22 protein-coding genes are annotated in these 18,329 nt (G+C 60.8%); 14 read left to right on the top strand and 8 right to left on the bottom strand.

From position 1 onward, the window contains the following. Positions 1-10: 10 nt before the first annotated feature. Both NCS28_RS05625 and NCS28_RS05620 read left to right on the top strand, forming a co-directional pair. A complete protein-coding gene (locus NCS28_RS05625) occupies positions 11-508 on the top strand; it encodes a hypothetical protein (RefSeq protein ID WP_250512857.1) in 498 nt (165 codons plus the stop codon). A gap of 68 nt (positions 509-576) precedes the next feature. Then, on the top strand, positions 577-1,230 hold the full coding sequence (locus NCS28_RS05620) for a hypothetical protein (protein ID WP_250512856.1): 654 nt from the start codon (positions 577-579) through the stop codon (positions 1,228-1,230). Between the two features lie 74 nt (positions 1,231-1,304). Here the strand turns inward: NCS28_RS05620 and NCS28_RS05615 are convergent, their stop codons facing one another. Further along, a complete protein-coding gene (locus tag NCS28_RS05615; RefSeq protein WP_250512855.1) occupies positions 1,305-2,003 on the bottom strand; it encodes a DUF4145 domain-containing protein in 699 nt (232 codons plus the stop codon). 488 nt (positions 2,004-2,491) lie between these two features. Here NCS28_RS05615 and NCS28_RS05610 point away from each other — a divergent pair, with 488 nt between their 5' ends. From NCS28_RS05610 to NCS28_RS05600, 3 genes are all read left to right on the top strand, one after another. Beyond that, on the top strand, positions 2,492-3,109 hold the full coding sequence (locus tag NCS28_RS05610; protein WP_250512854.1) for a recombinase family protein: 618 nt from the start codon (positions 2,492-2,494) through the stop codon (positions 3,107-3,109). 142 nt (positions 3,110-3,251) lie between these two features. Next, positions 3,252-3,596: a hypothetical protein gene (locus NCS28_RS05605; RefSeq protein ID WP_250512853.1), complete on the top strand. Its 345-nt coding sequence runs from the start codon at positions 3,252-3,254 to the stop codon at positions 3,594-3,596. A 599-nt stretch (positions 3,597-4,195) separates the two neighbouring features. Then, positions 4,196-4,798: a hypothetical protein gene (locus tag NCS28_RS05600; RefSeq protein WP_250512852.1), complete on the top strand. Its 603-nt coding sequence runs from the start codon at positions 4,196-4,198 to the stop codon at positions 4,796-4,798. Here NCS28_RS05600 and NCS28_RS05595 read toward each other — a convergent pair. Then, positions 4,795-5,058 carry a hypothetical protein gene (locus NCS28_RS05595; protein WP_250512851.1) on the bottom strand — a complete coding sequence of 88 codons (264 nt, stop codon included), beginning with the start codon at positions 5,056-5,058 and terminating at the stop codon, positions 4,795-4,797. The genes NCS28_RS05600 and NCS28_RS05595 overlap by 4 nt on opposite strands. A gap of 407 nt (positions 5,059-5,465) precedes the next feature. On the opposite strand from NCS28_RS05595, the gene NCS28_RS05590 reads away from it, so the two are divergent. The 7 genes from NCS28_RS05590 (at position 5,466) to NCS28_RS05560 (ending at position 10,705) form a co-directional block, all read left to right on the top strand. Continuing rightward, a complete protein-coding gene (locus NCS28_RS05590; RefSeq protein WP_250512850.1) occupies positions 5,466-6,215 on the top strand; it encodes a hypothetical protein in 750 nt (249 codons plus the stop codon). A gap of 545 nt (positions 6,216-6,760) precedes the next feature. Then, the gene (locus tag NCS28_RS05585; protein ID WP_250512849.1) at positions 6,761-7,216 is read left to right on the top strand and encodes a hypothetical protein; all 456 of its coding nucleotides are present in this window, start codon (positions 6,761-6,763) and stop codon (positions 7,214-7,216) included. A 41-nt stretch (positions 7,217-7,257) separates the two neighbouring features. Beyond that, the gene (locus NCS28_RS05580; protein WP_250512848.1) at positions 7,258-7,656 is read left to right on the top strand and encodes a hypothetical protein; all 399 of its coding nucleotides are present in this window, start codon (positions 7,258-7,260) and stop codon (positions 7,654-7,656) included. Beyond that, a complete protein-coding gene (locus tag NCS28_RS05575; RefSeq protein ID WP_250512847.1) occupies positions 7,649-7,825 on the top strand; it encodes a hypothetical protein in 177 nt (58 codons plus the stop codon). The genes NCS28_RS05580 and NCS28_RS05575 overlap by 8 nt, the downstream gene beginning before the upstream one ends. Before the next feature lie 341 nt (positions 7,826-8,166). After that, positions 8,167-8,877: a hypothetical protein gene (locus NCS28_RS05570; RefSeq protein WP_250512846.1), complete on the top strand. Its 711-nt coding sequence runs from the start codon at positions 8,167-8,169 to the stop codon at positions 8,875-8,877. Positions 8,878-9,545: 668 nt separating this feature from the next. Then, positions 9,546-9,701, top strand: coding sequence for a hypothetical protein (locus NCS28_RS05565; protein WP_250512845.1), 156 nt, complete (start codon positions 9,546-9,548; stop codon positions 9,699-9,701). A 317-nt stretch (positions 9,702-10,018) separates the two neighbouring features. Continuing rightward, positions 10,019-10,705 (top strand): hypothetical protein, encoded by a 687-nt coding sequence (locus tag NCS28_RS05560; protein ID WP_250512844.1) that lies wholly within the window; start codon positions 10,019-10,021, stop codon positions 10,703-10,705. A gap of 422 nt (positions 10,706-11,127) precedes the next feature. Here NCS28_RS05560 and NCS28_RS05555 read toward each other — a convergent pair whose 3' ends face one another. After that, positions 11,128-11,931: a hypothetical protein gene (locus NCS28_RS05555; RefSeq protein ID WP_250512843.1), complete on the bottom strand. Its 804-nt coding sequence runs from the start codon at positions 11,929-11,931 to the stop codon at positions 11,128-11,130. A 393-nt stretch (positions 11,932-12,324) separates the two neighbouring features. Here NCS28_RS05555 and NCS28_RS05550 point away from each other — a divergent pair, with 393 nt between their 5' ends. Both NCS28_RS05550 and NCS28_RS05545 read left to right on the top strand, forming a co-directional pair. Next, the gene (locus NCS28_RS05550; protein WP_250512842.1) at positions 12,325-12,579 is read left to right on the top strand and encodes a hypothetical protein; all 255 of its coding nucleotides are present in this window, start codon (positions 12,325-12,327) and stop codon (positions 12,577-12,579) included. A gap of 125 nt (positions 12,580-12,704) precedes the next feature. Continuing rightward, positions 12,705-13,061 (top strand): hypothetical protein, encoded by a 357-nt coding sequence (locus NCS28_RS05545; RefSeq protein ID WP_250512841.1) that lies wholly within the window; start codon positions 12,705-12,707, stop codon positions 13,059-13,061. Here NCS28_RS05545 and NCS28_RS05540 read toward each other — a convergent pair. The 5 genes from NCS28_RS05540 to pheS all read right to left on the bottom strand — a co-directional run bounded on the left by NCS28_RS05540 (position 13,051) and on the right by pheS (position 18,284). Then, positions 13,051-13,650, bottom strand: a complete 600-nt coding sequence (locus tag NCS28_RS05540) for a short chain dehydrogenase (protein WP_250512840.1) — start codon at positions 13,648-13,650, stop codon at positions 13,051-13,053. The genes NCS28_RS05545 and NCS28_RS05540 overlap by 11 nt on opposite strands. Before the next feature lie 171 nt (positions 13,651-13,821). Beyond that, complete coding sequence (locus NCS28_RS05535; protein ID WP_250512839.1) at positions 13,822-14,202, bottom strand: MerR family transcriptional regulator; 381 nt, start codon at positions 14,200-14,202, stop codon at positions 13,822-13,824. A gap of 86 nt (positions 14,203-14,288) precedes the next feature. After that, a complete protein-coding gene (locus tag NCS28_RS05530; protein ID WP_250512838.1) occupies positions 14,289-14,693 on the bottom strand; it encodes an integration host factor subunit alpha in 405 nt (134 codons plus the stop codon). 65 nt (positions 14,694-14,758) lie between these two features. Next, positions 14,759-17,191 carry a phenylalanine--tRNA ligase subunit beta gene (gene pheT / locus NCS28_RS05525; protein ID WP_250512837.1) on the bottom strand — a complete coding sequence of 811 codons (2,433 nt, stop codon included), beginning with the start codon at positions 17,189-17,191 and terminating at the stop codon, positions 14,759-14,761. Between the two features lie 79 nt (positions 17,192-17,270). Next, positions 17,271-18,284, bottom strand: a complete 1,014-nt coding sequence (gene pheS / locus NCS28_RS05520; protein WP_250512836.1) for a phenylalanine--tRNA ligase subunit alpha — start codon at positions 18,282-18,284, stop codon at positions 17,271-17,273. Between the last annotated feature and the right edge of the window lie 45 nt (positions 18,285-18,329).

The following is an 18,329-nucleotide window of genomic DNA, read 5'->3' as shown; positions in this document are numbered from 1 at the left end:
ACGGACAGCAATGAAGACACTCGATGAGATTCCTATCCCCGAGCAGGCCGCAATTGTCGCGCGTGGGCAGCAAGCATGGGCAACGATCAAAACAACCAACCACGTAAGACGCGCGGAGTGGTACACGCTAGGCTTGGCACTCCGCGTGGGACGGCTTCGATCGGTCAGCGAGTCCGCGTTCCACCGCTGGTGCGACTCCCACGACTTCCGGGACCTGCCGCGCAAGATGCGCCTGACGGCGGAAAGCTGGGCAGAGTACAAGCTCAAACCGCCTAAGCATGGGACCGTTCCCGCCGAGATGCGCGAATGGTATCGCGAGCGGATCATGGGACGGCCTGCGACGCCTAAGCCTCGCCGGGACGTCACCGTGCCCGTCAAACCTCCGTCTCCCGATCATGCCCGCCTCGCCGCCCTACTCCTCGAATCCGCCGACGCGCTCCAGCGCAGTGCCGATCTGATGCGCGAGGCGTCCCGGGTTTTGCGGGAGAGGCCCGGCAACGCTTGGTGACGTTGCGCCCGCCCCCGAAAACGCCAGAAGGTGTGTATTGTTGACTCCTCACACGAAAAGGACAGCGCATGACCGTCAACTGGGACTTGATCAGTAAGCTCGTTTTCCCGATTCTCACGGCCGTCATAATCGCGGCGATAGCGAAGCGCCGAGAAGATCGGCCGAAGCTCGTGACCTACCTCGCTCACGCAGCGGGCTTCACAGTCGAGGCACCCGCAGGCCAAGCAGGACCGGCCCCACAAGACGCCCCTCCGACTTCACCGGCCCCGGCTGCTCCGTCGCAATCTGGGGGCGGCGTCCACGTTCACGGGATCGTCGTCCGAAACGCTGGAAAGAAGACCGCGTTCGAGGTGCGCATCGGGCACAACGCGAAAGTGCATCAGTACGTCATCGAGCCTTTGGTTGAGCACGAGGTAAAGGCGTCCCCGGTTGGTGGTTGGGAAATCGTGATTCCCGCGCTCGTGCCCAATGAACAGGTACGTGTGTCGTACCTCTACTTCGCGCCGGTCACTTGGCTCCAAGTCAACACTTACACAAAGTCGGACGAGGGATTTGCGCAGTTTCTAAACGTCTTACCGACTCCACAGCCGCGTCGATCTCTCGTAGTTGTCTTCCTAATCTTCTTCTATGTAGGCGTGGCGGCATCGATGTATGCGCTCATCTCCGTCGCTCAGTGGTGCTTTGCCGTGTCGCACCTCTTGAACGGAACGGTGCTGCGTTGATTTTCGCGAAAACGCCATCGCCCTAGTGAACGCTTTTTTGGGCGTCGACGTGACGCCAGCGCCCCGTCTGAGACTTACTGAGGCTCGACCGGTGCCGCGCCCGTCGTCCCCTTCATCGGGGGCTTATTGGCCGCAATGAGCTTCTCGTTGAGCGCGGCGCGACGCTGACGTGCCCGCTCGGGTTGCACATAGAAAAAGTCGAAGAGTTGCTCCAGCACATCGAGATTCCATTCAGCTTCGTGAGGCTCGACCGGAACTATCTCGCCCGTGTTCGTATCCTTTATCGGGTGCGCCGCGAAGTTGCCGATGTTCCGAATCGCGTCGACGTTATCCGCGATCGCGCTAGGTAGCTTGTTCGAGTCGAGCAGAGCTTGAATCGCGGGCGCAAGGTCCTTCTGCGGAAACCCGTTCTCTCGCAGAACGAACTGAAGACACCGCCGACTGAGTGCCGCTGATGCTTTCGGGCTATCTTTCAGGACGGCGCTCGCCTCTCGATAATCTTCGGCGATATACGCTGGAACCTCCGCCGGTGCCGGTGGTCGACCTATGCCCTTCGGGTATGCCACGAACGGGCGTATATTAATCTTCGCTTTTCCTTCGCCACCCAGGCAAATTATTGCTTCCTTGCATGCCGGGCACGTCATATACGAGACCGACCACGTTCTCCCGCCGATCGCCTCGTGACTTCGGTTGTCACCGAGGACAGGAACTTCGTTTAAGCGCTCAGTCATGAAATCCGGGTGAATTTCAACCGCACAATGGGGGCACTTCATCGCACCTTCTCGTTTGATCGTTCAAGAGCACATAGCGTCGCGTAAACACCTGAGCATTTCAATAGAATTGATACACGGTCACATCGCGGGGAGGACACCGGCTCGATTCGCGGCCGGAAATGCGTGACAAGGTCTGTTCCGCCGCGCTAGTCGATTTTCCCCCGTACCCCTCCCCCTGATTCTTGGTGCGACCATCCGGGAATGCTTGCTAACGCGGCGACGCGGGCACCGGCTCACCTTAGAGAATGCCCCCTGCTCACCGCTTCGCAGTGAAGCCCCCGGCGATGCTTAGCTGTGCCGCTCCCGTAACCGCGCTCCTGCCGTCAGTGCGAACCCCACGAGCTTCTGCGCCCCAAGTTGGTGTCGTCAGGGTGTACCGGTGTGACACCGGAGCATCGAACTATGGTTGTGGTGTCAATGGGGTTGACAGTTCAATGAAACCCAATGAATAATCGACACCAGATCTCAACGACACCAAGGAGTTCGGCGTGAGCCAGACGTTCTATTACGGGCGCATCTCGACCACGGACGGTCAGACGATCGCGACGCAGACCAACGAAGCGAAGTCACTGGGCATCCCTGCAAAGAATGTCTTCGTGGATGAAGGCGTAAGCGGGTATCACGTCGCACCGGCTGACCGCGATCAATGGGCGAAGGTAGAGGGCCGCTTGCGGCGCGGCGACATTCTTATCGTCCGCTGGCTTGACCGCATCAGCCGCCGTTATGACGAGCTACACGCGACCATGCGACGCCTGATGGATGAAGGCGTGCTCGTGCGCTGCACGCTCAACGGCATGGAATTCGACGGTAATGCTACGGAGGCCATCTCGAAGGCTGTTCGCGATGCCGTGCTTGCTTTCATGGCGGCGCAGGGCGAGGCCGATTACCTGAACCGGCGGGAGATGCAAAAACGCGGCATCGAGAACGCGAAGAGCGAAGGGAAGTATCGGGGCCGCGCAAAGGCGATTGATGACGCCCAGATCGCACAGGCGGTCTCTAGCGGCATGACGTGGTCGCAAGCAATGCAGGAGTTCGGCGTTAGCAAGAGCGCCGTGGCGCGGGCCATGAGGGCCGCAAAAGGCATTAACGCAGAGGAAAGGAGGTGACCCGCACGAACAAGTAAGAGACAGCACCGCGACCAAGCAGAACCACCCATTAATCGCCCGGACGAGTCACGGGCACACGATAGCAGGTCAGCGACCCCGGCGAAAGCGCCGAACGTTACCCGCATCGCAAAGCCATAAAGGAATGACCATGCAAGCTCAAATGCCCGCCATCACTGATGACCTCATTGCCGCCCTTCAGCGTGGAGGCCCAGAAGCCACCGCAGCCCGTAAGGTCATCCGTCACCACGCAAAGAGCGCGACGAGCGTATCGAACGCTGTACCGAACGTCGCACTGAAGGCCGCGAAGACGCTTAAGGAGAAATACGGGCTTGACGTGAGCGTCGCGGCGCTCGCGAAGTTCGGCTGGGACGTTATCACCGAACAGACGCGCCTGACAGGCGGACGGCATCCAGCTACCGCGAGCGCCCGCGCATTCTTCAAGGCCGTCCTATTCGACATGATGATCGAACGCGCCACGGCTCACTAACCGCCCCTTTCCCCGTTCACGGCCCGCCTCGCGCGGGCTTTTCGTTTCGGGCGATTAAACCGACACAGGGTGACGCTCCGAGGCCCCTATACCTCTAAGAGAGGGTTAGAGCCGGCCTAAGCCGTCCTCGACCAATATCAGATTGGTTTCCTTGGTGGGTAGTCAGGGACGTCTAAGCGACTCGCGGCGACGTTCAATGACCTCGAAGGGTTCGCCGCGCCGGCCTGAGCGTCGCTGATTACTGCCGCTCGAAGAGCGCTACGGTCGACTCCTTGAGACCTCCCATCGTGTCACATTATCTATTCTAAGCGACACGTCGAAACCCTTACCCCATAAGGCTTTCGCCCTCCAGAAAGTGGATGGCACTCCAGTTTCCCTGCCACTTCTCAGCGCCGGACACGCTTGGACGCACCCGCGAGCACGCGCCCGTCGCCGTCCCGACCGAAACGTCTAAGCGACTCCCAGCGCCCTCCCGCGCATCCCTGTATCAAATCTAGAACACACGCTCGGAACCCTTGCTCCATAAGGCTTTCGCCCTTCAGAAAGTGGATGACCATCCCGCTTTCCTCCAGTTTCCCGCCCTTCCTTTCCCATATCCCATGCCCCTCTCCCGCTGGCAACCGCCGCCCGCAGACCGCACGTGCCGAACGTGCGGACGCCGCAAGGCCATCTCCGACTTCTATCGACGCCGCGCCGACTCCGAATGGACGACATCGGCCTACTTCCTCGACTGCAAGGAATGCACACGCGCCAAGCGCCGCTCCCGTTATCACGCCGACCCTGCCGCCGACATCGCCGCATCGAAGGCCCGGAAGCAGACGTACAAGAATCGCCGTGACTCCGCTTGGACGCAGCGCCATTGCAACATGACGCCCGATGCCCTCGCAGCGACCCACAAAGCCCGCAAAGAGGCCCGGGACCGGGCGCTGCTCGCGAAGCAAGGCCATCTACGACGTCTCGCGCAACTGCCTTTCCAATGGGCGGGTAAGGACGGCGAACGTCATTGGGTCAGGCAAAAGATTCGGGCATGGCGTGAGGCGCGTATGCGGACGTATCTCCGCCCAGTGACACACCCCGAGATGTTCAATGATCCTCACGCCGCGCCTTCGACCGCCCACGCTGACATCCTGACCGATGAGACGCTTACGCCGATTGAGAAGCTCCGACGATTACGCGAACTAAACCGGACGGACGGCAACTAGAGCGGCATGGAGACTTCCCCGCTCGGAAAAACCCGCTTCGCCTTGCGCGTGCTCCTCGCCCTTGACGTACACGCCGTCGCGGCAGATCGCGGGGAGGACCACTCCGTCAGCGGACGGCCTCTCGTCGACTTTTGCTCAATTTGAGTGAAAGTCACGATGCCCTGATCGGCAAGACGTTTGATGAGACGCTTGACGTCCGAGTGTGACTTCTTGGTGATCGCCGAGATTTCTTTGGTGCCCATCTTCATTTCGTTACTCATGGTGTCAGATTCCGATGGGTCGCGATTAAACCGACACATGGTAGAAGACCCTATACCAGCGACGATCAAACCGACACAGGGTGACCACCCAGTAAGGCGTCGCGATCAAAACCGCACATGGTAGAAGACTCTACGCAAACAACGGCCCCATGTGCCGCCCGTGCGCTTGTGCTCTGGACGGCCTGACTGTAGTTTGATGATGGGCTACTTTGCTCTCCAGCGAATCCGTTTAGGCGCAGCACAGCCCGTGTTCGCGCCTGCCCGACGCGGACGTGTCGCCTCTTTTCAACGGTCGAGGTCCTCATCGACGCTCAGGCCAGATAGTTGAGCCTAAGCGCGGCGCTCTGCCGTCCTTCCCTTTTTCGCCGGACAAGCCCGTCCGCCCGATCTTCTTCTCGTTCCCCTGTATGAAATCAACCAACGACCATAAGGCCGTCGCATGCCTTCGCCCCTACACCATCGAGGCCAAATGGCGGAAGCTCGACTATCCGATAACGCTGGGTTCCCGCAACGGCACATCGCTTATCGGGAAAGCTAAGCGGAAGCGCGTCGAACGATACCTCGCCCCCTTGGTAGTCGAGTGGTTCGATGAGACTACCGGCGAGATTCTTAGCGACCCGGAAGCCCGCACCCGTGCCGACTACCGCTATCCAGTCCGCACCAGCGAACGCCAGCTACAGCGGGAATTCATCCTGTCGGAACTCCGGCCGGAGGTTCGCGCCTTCGCTCAGTTCGTCCTGAAGTTCCGCAATCGTCGCCGGGGCCTGACACCGGGCATCGATCAATTGGCCCGATGGTATGCGCAACTGACCGGTAAGCAGACCGGGCACGTACGTCGATACATCGCGAAGCTGGAGGACGCCAAAGTCATCGCCGGCCGCACTAGCTCCGTCCTGTATCCGCTTTGGCAACTGGCAGGCTCGAGCACGTTTCCGGCTGACCATCTACGCGAAGACATCTACGCGGAGGCGCTGTTCCTGTCGATGCTCAATAAGTCTCGAGCGCCCGAGATCATCGCCGCGAAGTTTCCGCCGCCCTCAATCCTTCAATCTCCCCGATCATGGCAACAGACTCCCCTACCAAACGATGCCGAAAGTGCGACGTCGAGAAGCCCCGCGACGACTTCTACCGCGCCGCGACTCGCAGTGACGGCCTGAAGTCCTACTGCAAGACCTGTAGTCACGCCGTAGCGCGGGCATGGGCAATAGCCAACCCCGCGAAGCATGCGGCAATCGATGCCGCTTGGCGACGTAAGCACTGGGCAGCAACAGACATTCGAAGCGCCCGCAAACGCGCCCCGGTCTTCGACCTGACGCCCGCGTATCTCGAATCGATTCAGACCGGCGCATGCGCTTGCTGCAACTTCCGTCCCTCCGACTTCCGAAGACTCCACCTCGATCGCATCGACGCCGCCTTGCCCTATCGACAAGGGAACGTGGCGTACCTCTGCCGCGTGTGCAACGTCCGCAAGGGCGCATTGGGGTCGGACGCACTTCTCGCTCGCTTCGAACGAGATATGAAGCGAGGCGTACCGATCGCGGCGCATGACCTCCTGTTGACTCTGTACATCCGGCGCTGCAGTCGCCGCTAGTCAAATCTCCTTCCGCATGCCCGATCAACACGGGCCGCACCATTCCGAACTCGCTGACTCAGGCGGGTTTTTCATTTCTATCTCATGACTGACCACAAAGACCACCCGTTCATGCGCGTGCCGGAAGGCTGCGCCCCGCTGACCCCGGAGCAAACCGCGCAGCGCTTGGGCGCAATCGAACTCCAGAAGTCGCTCGAAGCCCTCCGCGATGCCGAGACTCCCAAGGCATACCGCGCCGTCGCGGAGACGCTCGAAGCACTCAGCCCGTCGCACCGCAATCGCGCCGAGGCGCTTCGATTCGCGGCGTCCTCGCTCGAAAAGAACAAGCGCGATCCTGCCGCGTTCACGTCGATCCAAGTGATTGACGAAGACCTCACGCGGGCCGTCCGTTGGGCGACGAGTTCGTACGGCGGCGGCATCGAGCCGCCCGCACAACCCCAGTGCGCAGCCGACTACGCAAAGATTCGCGAGAAGCGCGAGGCCGTCCAGTGGGCCGAGTATCAGCGCAGCCGCGATGACGCGCTGTCGCCCATCGACGCAATGGCACAACGCAACGGCATGCGCTAGTCCGCCCCGTTCCCTTTTTACTAACCTTCTCAGATCACACCATGACCTTTATCCGCAACGCCAACACGGAAATCCACACGAGCCGCTATGCACAGCCGACACACGTCGAGGCGCACAACGGCAACCCGCAATACATCATCCGACTGCCGAACGGTCAACATGTCAGCGCCAACGGGGACGGCCAGCCGCTCCTCGACGCACAGGGGCGCATGGAAACGTGGGGCGGCAGTGACTCCATGACTGTCGAGCAGTACCGCGCTCATAAGCACGCGACCGATCCGCACGGCGTCCAGACGCACTACGCGAGCATGGAAGACGCCGCAGCCGCCCGCGAGCAACTTCGCGCCCGTGGTTACTCGAACGTCGGACACGTTGCGAACGTCGATGAAGGCGCAGCCGCCCGCGCCGAACTCATTGCACGCGGTTTGATCGATGGCTGAGGCCGCGTTGCTTGGCGACGTCGCTGTGACTCCTCGCGGCGCGTTACCTGCCGTGGCGTTCAAGCTCGACGGTCCAGTGATTGTCCGCGCAGATCGGGAAGTCGCCGAGATTATCGACAAGGACGGCATCGTCCGCGCGGTGTTCCACCTCAAACAGATAGGCGAATGAATGCCAGCCGGGATCATCGTTCGCGACGCGGCTAACAATGTCGTCGTGGATAACTCGACTTTCCTAGGACGTCACATCGGCTCCGTGGTTATTGGGTTCGGTACCGGCACCATCACGGACGATCGGTTTTTATTGGGCATTCCTTGGGCAGTGCCCCTACTCGAAGGGCCATCGCTCATCAACGCGAATAGCACGATCTCTGGACATGTCGACATCATGCAATACCTAACCTCGCCCACCGTGAATTTCTCGGGTAACACGCTGATCTGGCAACGCGCCCCCAGCGGTCAGCCTTCATGGTGGGGGACGCCGACTTGCACCCTTCTTTATGGAATCTCTTAATGCCTGCAGGACTTCAAATCCGCAATAACGCGAACGTATTGCAGATCGACGGGGAATGCCAGCACTACGTCTTATTGCGGAAGGGCACGCAGACTGGGACGGGTATCCCCAACGGCTTGAACTACGGGGACCCGAATAACCCACAGACGACGCAGATGGACATTCCGATGAATCCCGGTGAACTACTGGCGTTCACAGGCCCCAATCCGATCGCCGTCGCCGGTTCATACCAAGGGAGAACGCAGCTACACGTCTTCGGTCCGCCCGCGTCGTCGCCTGTCTACTACTTTGTCTTCGGCCCTTACACCCCGTCCGGCCTCAATTACGGCCTATTAATCCGCGACGCCAACGGAAATCCGATATGGGATACGGGACGGCCACCTATGCGGGTCCTCAGCACGGCCGCAGGCGTCGGACGCTTTCAGGGCGCAGCGCAGGGGCGCAATGCCGCGCTCATATGCTGGCAACAGTACGCGCGGATGGAGCTTGTGAACATGGTCCCGCATCCGGGATCGATCGGCCTGTATGACGGTCTGCAGGAGGTTACTTCTGCGTTTGCTCGCGTCGATGGGAACGATGTCGTCATTCAGCACCAGATGTACACGGGGGACCCTTACGGCCCGTACACCCTACCGAACGGCACTCAAGGCAATGCCTGGGACAACGGCCTGAATTCAAAGTATACGGTGGTGGATGTCACTGGCTACTGACCCCGGCGACGGCTACACGCCCGCACTCTCGGACCCGCCCGTGATTCCATACACGATCCCGGTAGACACGGCCTTCCCCCAGTGGGAGGCGTGCTCGCGATGCGAGACAAATGCGCCCTATCTCAGTCGCGCATATGTCGACGCTGGCCTGTGCGCGGCCTGCTGCGCTGATGACCTACGCCTCGCGAAAAAGTCACTCACGTCGGCATGTGCTTTTCCTCCCGACGACTGGCTCCCCGCGCTACTCGAAGCCGCCTCGCAGAACACCGCAGCGAAATCCGTTTAACCCTCAGCGGCGTGGTCATCCGGCCCGCCGTGTCACCCCTCACACCCCAGGACAAAACGATGGACCTTCCCTTCCTCCTCACAGTCGGCCCAGACGATACCGTCACGGGTCTCCTAATTCTCGACGAGTCGTGCATAGGCTGCCTCACGACGAAAGCAGGCGAGACCACGTACCGCTCCCCGACGCTGGCGAAACCCGGCGATCCGCTCCCGGCGAACGCCATCGCTCTCTAACCTTGACGCCGAAACCACGCTTCACCGTCCGGCCCGATGGGGCCGTGACATGGCACTTGGGCGGCATCCGCGTGACTCTCGATCTATCTCTAGCGCAAGCTTTCGTCGCGCACCCTGATGTGAAGATATGCGCAAGGCGTCGCGCCCCTGTGACGCTTCGTCTCGACGGTCAGAAGATGCTGGCGGCGCACTATATCGCCGCCGCGTCAGACGGCGAAGCGGTCGAGGCGATCAATGGGAAGGCGCATGATCTGCGTCGCGCCAACCTCCGCATTGTTTCGAAGGCGACGGGCGATGGCCTGTAGCTGGAAGACAGAGCCGCGCCCGGTTCCTCCCTACCATCAGCGCCGCTTCGCTTGGCTTGACCCGGAAGGAAAAGAGATCGGCCCCGCGCCCGATCCGACACGCAGCCCCGGCCCGTGGCCCGAAGCGACGTTCCGACAGGAAGCCCCGGGACTCCCGTGGATTCAAATTGACGGCCCGCGATTCGAAGAGACGCCCGCGCCGTCCCCGCAACACCCTAACCAACTCCCGCGCCCACTCCAAGCCGACCCGATGACCCCGCGTTCCGCGATGGGGCTGGGGCCGCGCTACCGGCGCTCAAACTGACAGAAACGACACCATGACCGCCTACGGAAATACACGCACGCCCAAGGGCGCACCGCTCACCGCTGAAGACAAGAAGGCCATTCGGAACGACCCTATTGCGTTCGCCGCCGCTGGCAGGCGCATCGGCAGTCAGGCGGTCTACCTGCCCTACTGTAGGAACGGATTTCAATACGTACCGATAGAGGGTCGCCCCGACCTCGCGGCTCGGCTTCGCCCTGACCTTTACCGCCATCTAGGCGAGTTGGGGTACCGCGCCACCCGCTGGTATCTCGTCGATGGCGAGGTCCGCATCGTGAAAGCGGGCGACCCAGACGAAGCTGACACTCTGTTTTCGGTCGTCGCCATTCTGTACGGTTTCAAAGACGGGGACCGCTATCGGTTCCGCGACGGTAACCCGCTGAACCTCTGCCGAGGAAACCTTAGCTTCTATAAGACGCCGACGAGTGGCGAATCGGCGAAGCCCCGCCCCCAACGCCGTAAAGTGACAGCCGCAGCCGAACAGGCCGCATGGGACGCGTGGCGGGATCAGCAAGCCGCCCAAGCCACAAAGCGCGACGCCGATCGCGCAGCGGGCATCAAGCCGCGCAGGAAGACCCTCGCCGAATTGCAGACGCAGCGCGAGGCCGAACTTGCGAGCATCCCGAAGACCGGCAAGGCTACCGGCATGCTGGCCCGGTTCGAGGCCCGCCAGTCCCTGTAACTCACAACCATTCCCGGATAGACACCGGGCAGACCGAAACGCTATGAGCAACCTTTTGAAAACCTGCACTTGCTGTCTCGTGGCGAAACCCCTGTCGGATTTCTACTCGAAAGCGGATCATCGTCTCCGCGTCAAAGCGACCTGCAAAATCTGCGACAACGCGAGCCGACAAGGCCGCAGAGACGCCAAGTTAATCGCGGGGAACACGGCGAGCACGGCGCAACTCATCGCCGCCATGCGCCAGACGAGGAGCCGCGTGGACGCGCTACGCCTCGCCAAGATTCTCGCCTTGAAACAAGCGCAGAGCGCTTACATCACGGCCCCTGGCCCATGAGGTGCAAGCGTTGTGGAGAATGCGGTCAAACGGCTCCGAGCTAAAGCCGCCGCAACCGCATAAGGCGTCATTCGCGAGAACGCTCGTACTAGAAAACGGTTTTTATCGTCTTTTTAACGCCTGCCAATAAATCTAAAACTTGTTCGGCTGTCGGCTCGGGTGTTTTTGCGTGATCGCAGATATTGCGAATGTCAGCGAGGTGCTGAACGAATCGCCACTGGGGAATGTCAATCACTCCTCCGCCTTTCAGCGCTTCGTTGAAATCTCCGATCGTTGGATTTTTCTTTGAGATTGTAATCTGCCTATTGGCGCACACTTCGCCGAGATGACGCTCCAACACCACACCCGCGACCGCACCAGCCGCCCTATAAAACTTCGACTTGGCAAGATGCTCCGCAGCTTCTAACTCCGAGTCCATCAAATCGGCTTGGACGATCTGTCGAATATCGAACAAAGAACTCTCAAACCGGGCGGCTGCAGCCTTGATGATCGCGAGTTGTTGCTGATAGTGCGGTATGGCCGCTTCCAATCCCACCACCTTCTGGGAACCACGGTTGACAGTAAGACCTTGCAGCGCGTCCTCGACTCTGTAGCTCTCGGAGGTAATGTCCTTACGGCCTTTCGGCTTCTCATAATGCCGACAGAAGTCCAATACCCGATCCGGTAAAACTTGACGCAGAAAACTAAGACCTTCCGAGTACCAACGCTGATATTCAGCATCGAACGAAGGAAGGTTTTTAATGAACTCCTCAGTTTTGTCTTTTAATTGCTTTTTTACAGTTTCCTTGAATTGAGAAGGAAGGCATTTAAGCTGGAGTGAGACCGCTAACTCGTCGCCACGCTGGATGAGGTCATGCAGGTCAGTTTTGAATCGATCGAGATTGGATGGCATAGTCGTTCCAAGAAATCGTCTGGCGAATCGGAATTCGGTAAGGCCTGAAATTGTTCAGAATAACAATGCTGCTGTCCAATCCTTTTTGACGTTAGCGACCGCTGGTAAGCCCGTACGGTTACACCTCAATGCGTCCGTCCGCGTTCATTGCGACGGGGCAAAAGGCGGACTCGTCGATGACAACGTACTCTGTGTTACACTCGCGCCGCACTGTGTCAATTAGCCCGGCGGTTCGCACTAGCACACTGCCCGCGAAGCCTTATTTCACGGTAGGTTCGAGGAGGTTCAAATCCTCTCGCCCCGACCAGAATTCAAAGGCTCTCCGGCTTCGGCCGGAGAGCCTTTTTTCTTTGGCCCATCGAACGCCGCCGTATCGATGAAACGAGCAAAACAATGGCATATAACAAGCTCAACAACCCGCGTGCATTTCCCGGCAACAGCAACTACGGCATGTCATTGCGCGACTACTTCGCGGGCCAGGCTTTAGCTGCCGACATGGCCCGCGAAACACTTCCCAGCGACGCGTCACCCGCGCTTCTCGAAGAGCGCGCGCAACTCTACTACCGCGTCGCCGACGCAATGCTCAAAGTCCGCGCCGAAGACGAGAGCTCGACCAACGCAACGGTCATGATGGGTATGAACGTCTGACGCCAGTCTGTCGGGCGGACGACAAGCGCCCGAGCGTCTTTATTCAGACGTTAAAACAGAAAAAACACTTGTGTGTCAGTGATTTAAGCCCTAATCTTAAGGTGACACATAAGGAACGGCGCCCCATGCCTTTGCCTGTCTCGATGTCCGCGCAACAGCGGCGTACCCTGTCCGGTCGACCCTTTTCCGCCCTGCATGCGGAAGTCGCCCGATGGTTCGGCCCTACGAGCCGCGCGCGCGTCACGCGCTTCGGGCGCATCTATCCTGGCGGCAGCCGCTATGTGTGCGTGAGCGCAACCAAACCAGGCCGATGCTTCGCGCTCTACTTCTTCCATCACGGCGTCGACGACTGGCGCATCTATCCGCCATGGGGCGTCGGGCCGAGCATCGTGTATTGGTCGATCAATGTGACGATGCCCGCGTCGCGATCCGAGGCGACGGTCGGCCCGAAGCGGCGCTTTCGCGCGGGCATCAAGTCTTAGCTGCGGGCAGCGTCTGCCCCGTCACCGTCTCGTCGACGACGCGCTTGTACACCTTCGCGACTTCCGCGGCCGCGATGCCCTGCGACCCGTCCTTGCCCATCGAGACCAAGGTTTCCGACACCCAGCCCGGACTCACGACGTTCACACGCAACTTGCCCTGCAATTCGAGCGCGGCCGCGCGCACGAACCCTTCGACGCCCGCGTTCACGAGGCTCACCGCCGCGCTGCCGACCATCGGCTCTTGAGCCAGCGTGCCGCTCGTCAGCGTGACGGATCCGCCTTCATCAACGTGACCGATCGCGCAGCGCACGAGATTCACCTGCCCCATGAGCTTGTTCGCGACGCTGAAGGCATAGTCGTCATCGGCGAGCGCGTCGAGCGGCGCGAACTTCGCAGCGCCGCCGACACACACGACAGCGCCGACCTTCCCGACCTGCTCGTACATTGCGACGATGCTCGCCTTGTCCGACAAATCGACGGCTACGTCCGAGCCATTGCGGCTCGCGGTGATCACTTCGTGCCCGGGCTCTAGAATCCGTTTGATCTCCGTGCCCAACGTGCCAGTTGCGCCAACGAGCAACACTCGCATAAGCCCTCCTGAATCGATGTTTTAAAGCCGCGGCGAGCGAGCCTCACGCGGCGACGAGGAAAGAGCAAGCAACCATGCTACTGCCGTTGCGGGCAGCGGGCAGCGCTCATCGATCGGACGAAAAAAATGCCGCGACGAATCGCGGCAGGATGCAATGGATCGCGGCGGCGCTTATCCGCCCAAGAGGTCGATCACCTGAAGAATGTCTTTGCGGAGCTGGTCGACATCGACGCCCGGTTGCGCTTGCGCCGATCCCTGCGCTTCGTCCATCTCGGCGTCGTCGTCGATCGCGCGTCCCTGTGAATCGAGCCGGTTGCGCGCGCCGTTGATCGTGAAGCCCTGTTCGTACAGCAACTCCCGAATGCGCCGGATCAGCAAGACTTCGTGATGCTGATAGTAGCGGCGATTGCCCCGCCGCTTGACCGGCCTCAGTTGCGTGAACTCCTGCTCCCAATAGCGCAGCACGTGAGGCTTGACGCCGCACAACTCGCTGACTTCGCCAATCGTGAAGTAACGCTTGGCGGGGATCGGAGGCAAGACGACTTTTTCCATCGTCGATCAACCATCGTTATAAGTGATGTCGATTGAAGCGCGGTGGTCATGCAGCGCGGCGCGGATCATTTCGCGCCGCCGGAACATCAGCGAGCGAGATCGGTCTCCGCTCCCGTTTCGACCAGCGCCTTCAGCTTCTGACTTGCATGAAACGTGACGACCCGCCGCGCGGCGATAGGAATGGCCTCGCCGGTCTTTGGATTGCGGCCCGGACGCTGAGGCTTGTCGCGCAACTGGAAATTGCCGAAGCCTGAGAGCTTGACGCTCTCGCCGCTCTCCAGCGCATCGCGGATGACTTCGAAGAAGGCTTCGACCATGTCTTTGGCTTCGCGCTTGTTCAGACCGACATGGTCGAACAGCATCTCCGCCAGTTCGGCTTTGGTGAGCGTCGGCGTGTCGGCGGATGCGCTCGAGGTCGGGGTATCTCGGGTCATGGCGCTACGCTGCGCCGAAAGAAGGGCTTCGAAATCACTCGAGTTCATTTGGTTCATATCGGTAGAACGGCGCTTGCCACATTGAAGACTTGGCGATTGAGACGGAAAGGGCCAACTGCAGGCTATCCGCGTAACCGCGCGCCGTGTACTCGAGCCAGGCGATCCACCAGCGTTTTGATGGCCGTATCGACCGTTTCGTCCTGAAGCGTGCCGCCAGTATCTTGCAACGTTACACGGAAGGCAAGACTTTTCTCATGCTCTCCCAAGCCGCCGGAAGTATTTGATTTTGGACGAAATTCATCGAAAAGCGCAACCCTCGTGACGTGCCTGCAAGCGGCCTCCGAGCGGGCATTTTCGAGCTCGTCGAGCAGCGCCTGAACCGGCACGTGTTGATCCACGACAATCGCGATATCGCGCCGCACGGGCGGGAATTTCGACACTTCCGACGGCGCCGGCAACGCGCGATCCATCAATGCGTCGGCATCGATTTCGAAGAGGATCGGCGCGTTCGGCAGGTCGTATTTTTGCAGCCAGCGCGGATGCAACTCACCGATCCAGCCGACCGCGCGCCCCGCCACTTCGATGCGCGCGCTGCGCCCGGGGTGCAGCGCCGGATGCTCCGCCTTCATGAAGCGCGGCACGACCGGCGCGAAAAGCGCTTCGACGTCGCCCTTCACATCGAAGAAGTCGACATTGCGCGAAGCCGCGCCCCACTGCTCGTCGATCACCGGACCGTACGCGAGGCCGCCGATCATCTTCGGCTGCGCGAAGCCTTCGACCGCCAGTTCGCCCGCCTTCACCGTTGTATCGCGATGAAACACGCGACCCGCCTCGAACACGCGAATGCGGTCCGCGCGACGGTTCAGGTTGTAGCGCAGCACTTCGATCAGGCTGCCAAATGTGGTCGTGCGCATGACCGAGAGCTGGCTCGCGATCGGGTTGAGCAGCTTGATCGGGTTGTCGTTGCCGGCGAAATCCTTCTCCCACTCGGCATCGACGAAACTGAAGTTCACCGTTTCCGAGTAATCGCGCGCGGCCACTTCATGACGCAGCGTGTGGATCGAGCGCTTCGTTTCGTTGGTGATGCGCATCTCGCTGCGCGCGATCGGCGGACGCGCCGGAATCTTCTCGAAGCCGTAGATGCGCGCGACTTCCTCGATCAGGTCTTCCTCGATCTCGATATCGAAGCGATACGGCGGCGGCGTGACCTTGAAAGTATCGCCGTCGCGCTCGAACGCGAGGTTCAGGCGCGTGAAGATCTGCGCGATCTCTTCTGCGCCGATCTCCACGCCGATGATGCGATGCGCGCGCGACACGCGCATCGACACCGGATTGCGCTCGGGCACGTTGACGATCTGATCGTCGACCGGGCCGGCTTCGCCGCCGCAGATGTCAAGGATCAGGCGCGAGATGCGTTCGATGTGCTCGACGGTCGTCGAGTAATCGACGCCGCGCTCGAAGCGATGCGCCGCATCGGTCGAGAAGTTGTACTTGCGCGCGCGGCCGCGAATCGCGTCCGGCCACCAGAACGCGGCTTCGAGATAGATGTTGGTCGTGTCGAGCGACACGGCGGTGCTGTCGCCGCCCATGATGCCCGCGAGGCTTTCGAGATGGTGATCGTCCGCGATCACGCCGACGGTTTCATCGACCTCGATGGTATTGCCGTTCAGGAGCTTCAGCGACTCGCCCTTCTTGCCCCAGCGCACTTCCATCGCGCCGTGGATCTTGTCGAGATCGAACACGTGCGACGGACGGCCGAGTTCGAGCATCACGTAATTGGAGATATCGACGAGCGCGGAGATGCTGCGCTGGCCCGCGCGCTCGAGGCGCTCGACCATCCATTGCGGCGTCTTCGCGTGCGCGTTCACGCCGCGGATCACGCGGCCGGAGAAGCGGCCGCACAGATCGGGCGCCATGATCTTCACGGGCAGCTTTTCGTCGAGCTTCGTTTCGACCGCGGGCATGTCCAGTTGCTTCAGCGGCGCGCCGGTGATCGCGGCAGTCTCGCGCGCGACGCCGAACACCGATAGGCAATCCGCCTTGTTCGGTGTGAGCTTGATTTCGAACACGGTGTCGTCGAGGTTGAGCGCCTCGCGAATATCCTGGCCGACCTTCGCATCGGAGGACAGGATCAGCAGACCGCTGTGATCCTCCGACAACTTCAGCTCGCGCGCCGAGCACAACATGCCCTGGCTATCGACACCACGCAGCTTCGTCGGCTTGATCGCGAACGGCTCGCCGCCCGCCTCGGCCGGCGGCAGCACCGCGCCGATGAGCGCTACCGGCACCTTGATACCCGGCGACACGTTCGGCGCGCCGCACACGATGTTCAACTGTTCGCCCGTGCCGGCGTCGACCTGACAGACATTGAGCTTGTCGGCATTCGGATGCTTGGCGACTTCGAGCACCTGCCCGACGACGATCTTCGTGGTCGGCGGCGCGACCGGGCGCAGGTCTTCGACTTCGAGACCGGCCATCGTCAGCGCGTGCGCGAGTTCGTCGGTGGAAAGCTTGGGATCGACGAAACTGCGGAGCCAGGATTCTGGGAATTGCATGTGTGTCTACGTTCGAAATGTTTGGAGTCTCGTTCGGCTTCTCGTTCGAGCGCCGAACGTCGCAGGCAAGGCCGCCGCTTTACGCGAACTGGCGCAGGAAACGCAGATCGTTCTCGAAAAACAGACGCAGATCCTGCACGCCGTAGCGCAGCATCGTCAGGCGCTCGAGCCCGCTTCCGAACGCGAAGCCGATATAGCGCTCAGGATCGAGGCCCATGTTGCGGATGACACTCGGATGCACCTGACCCGAGCCGGAGATTTCCAGCCATTTGCCCGCGTTCTTGCCATGCTCGAACATCATGTCGATTTCGGCTGACGGCTCCGTGAACGGAAAATACGACGGACGGAAGCGCACGAGAATGTCGTCGCGCTCGAAAAACTTCTTGAGGAAATCAGTGTAGACGCCCTTCAGATCCGCGAAGCTAATGTTCTCTTCGATCCACAGGCCTTCGACCTGGTTGAACATCGGCGAGTGCGTGGCGTCGCTGTCGACGCGATACGTGCGGCCCGGCACGATCACCTTGATCGGCGGCTTGTTCATGCGTGCATAGCGCACCTGCATCGGACTCGTGTGTGTGCGAAGCAAGAGCGGCCGGCCATCGCCGTCACGGCCGTCGACGTAGAACGTGTCCTGCATCGAGCGCGCCGGATGGTTCTCCGGGCTGTTCAGCGCGGTGAAGTTGTACCAGTCGGTTTCGATCTCGGGACCGTCGGCGACGTCGAAGCCGATCGTGCGGAACACCTGCTCCACGCGCTCCCACGTGCGCATCACGGGGTGCAGCGTGCCCGCGCCCGCGCCGCGTCCCGGCAGCGTAACGTCGATGGCTTCCGCCGCGAGACGCTGGTTCAGCAACGCGTCCGCGAGCGCCTGACGGCGCGCGTTGAGCGCGGCTTCGACCTGCTGCTTCGCCTGATTGATGCGCGCGCCTTCGGCCTTCTTCGCTTCCGGATCGAGCTTGCCCAATCCCTTCAGCAATTCGGTCAGCGCGCCGGACTTGCCGAGAAACCGGGCCTTCTCGTTTTCGAGCGTGGTGGTATCGGTGGCGTGTTCAAAGGCGCTTTTCGCGTCGGCGACAATCTGGTCCAGATCCATTGATCCCATCTTTTAACGTCGAAATACAAACTGAGGTTCGGTTTT

It is taken from the genome of Caballeronia sp. INDeC2 (assembly GCF_023631325.1).
GTDB lineage: Bacteria > Pseudomonadota > Gammaproteobacteria > Burkholderiales > Burkholderiaceae > Caballeronia.
The sequence above is the reverse complement of the archived record's forward strand: the minus strand, read 5'-3'. Positions and strand labels throughout refer to the sequence as shown.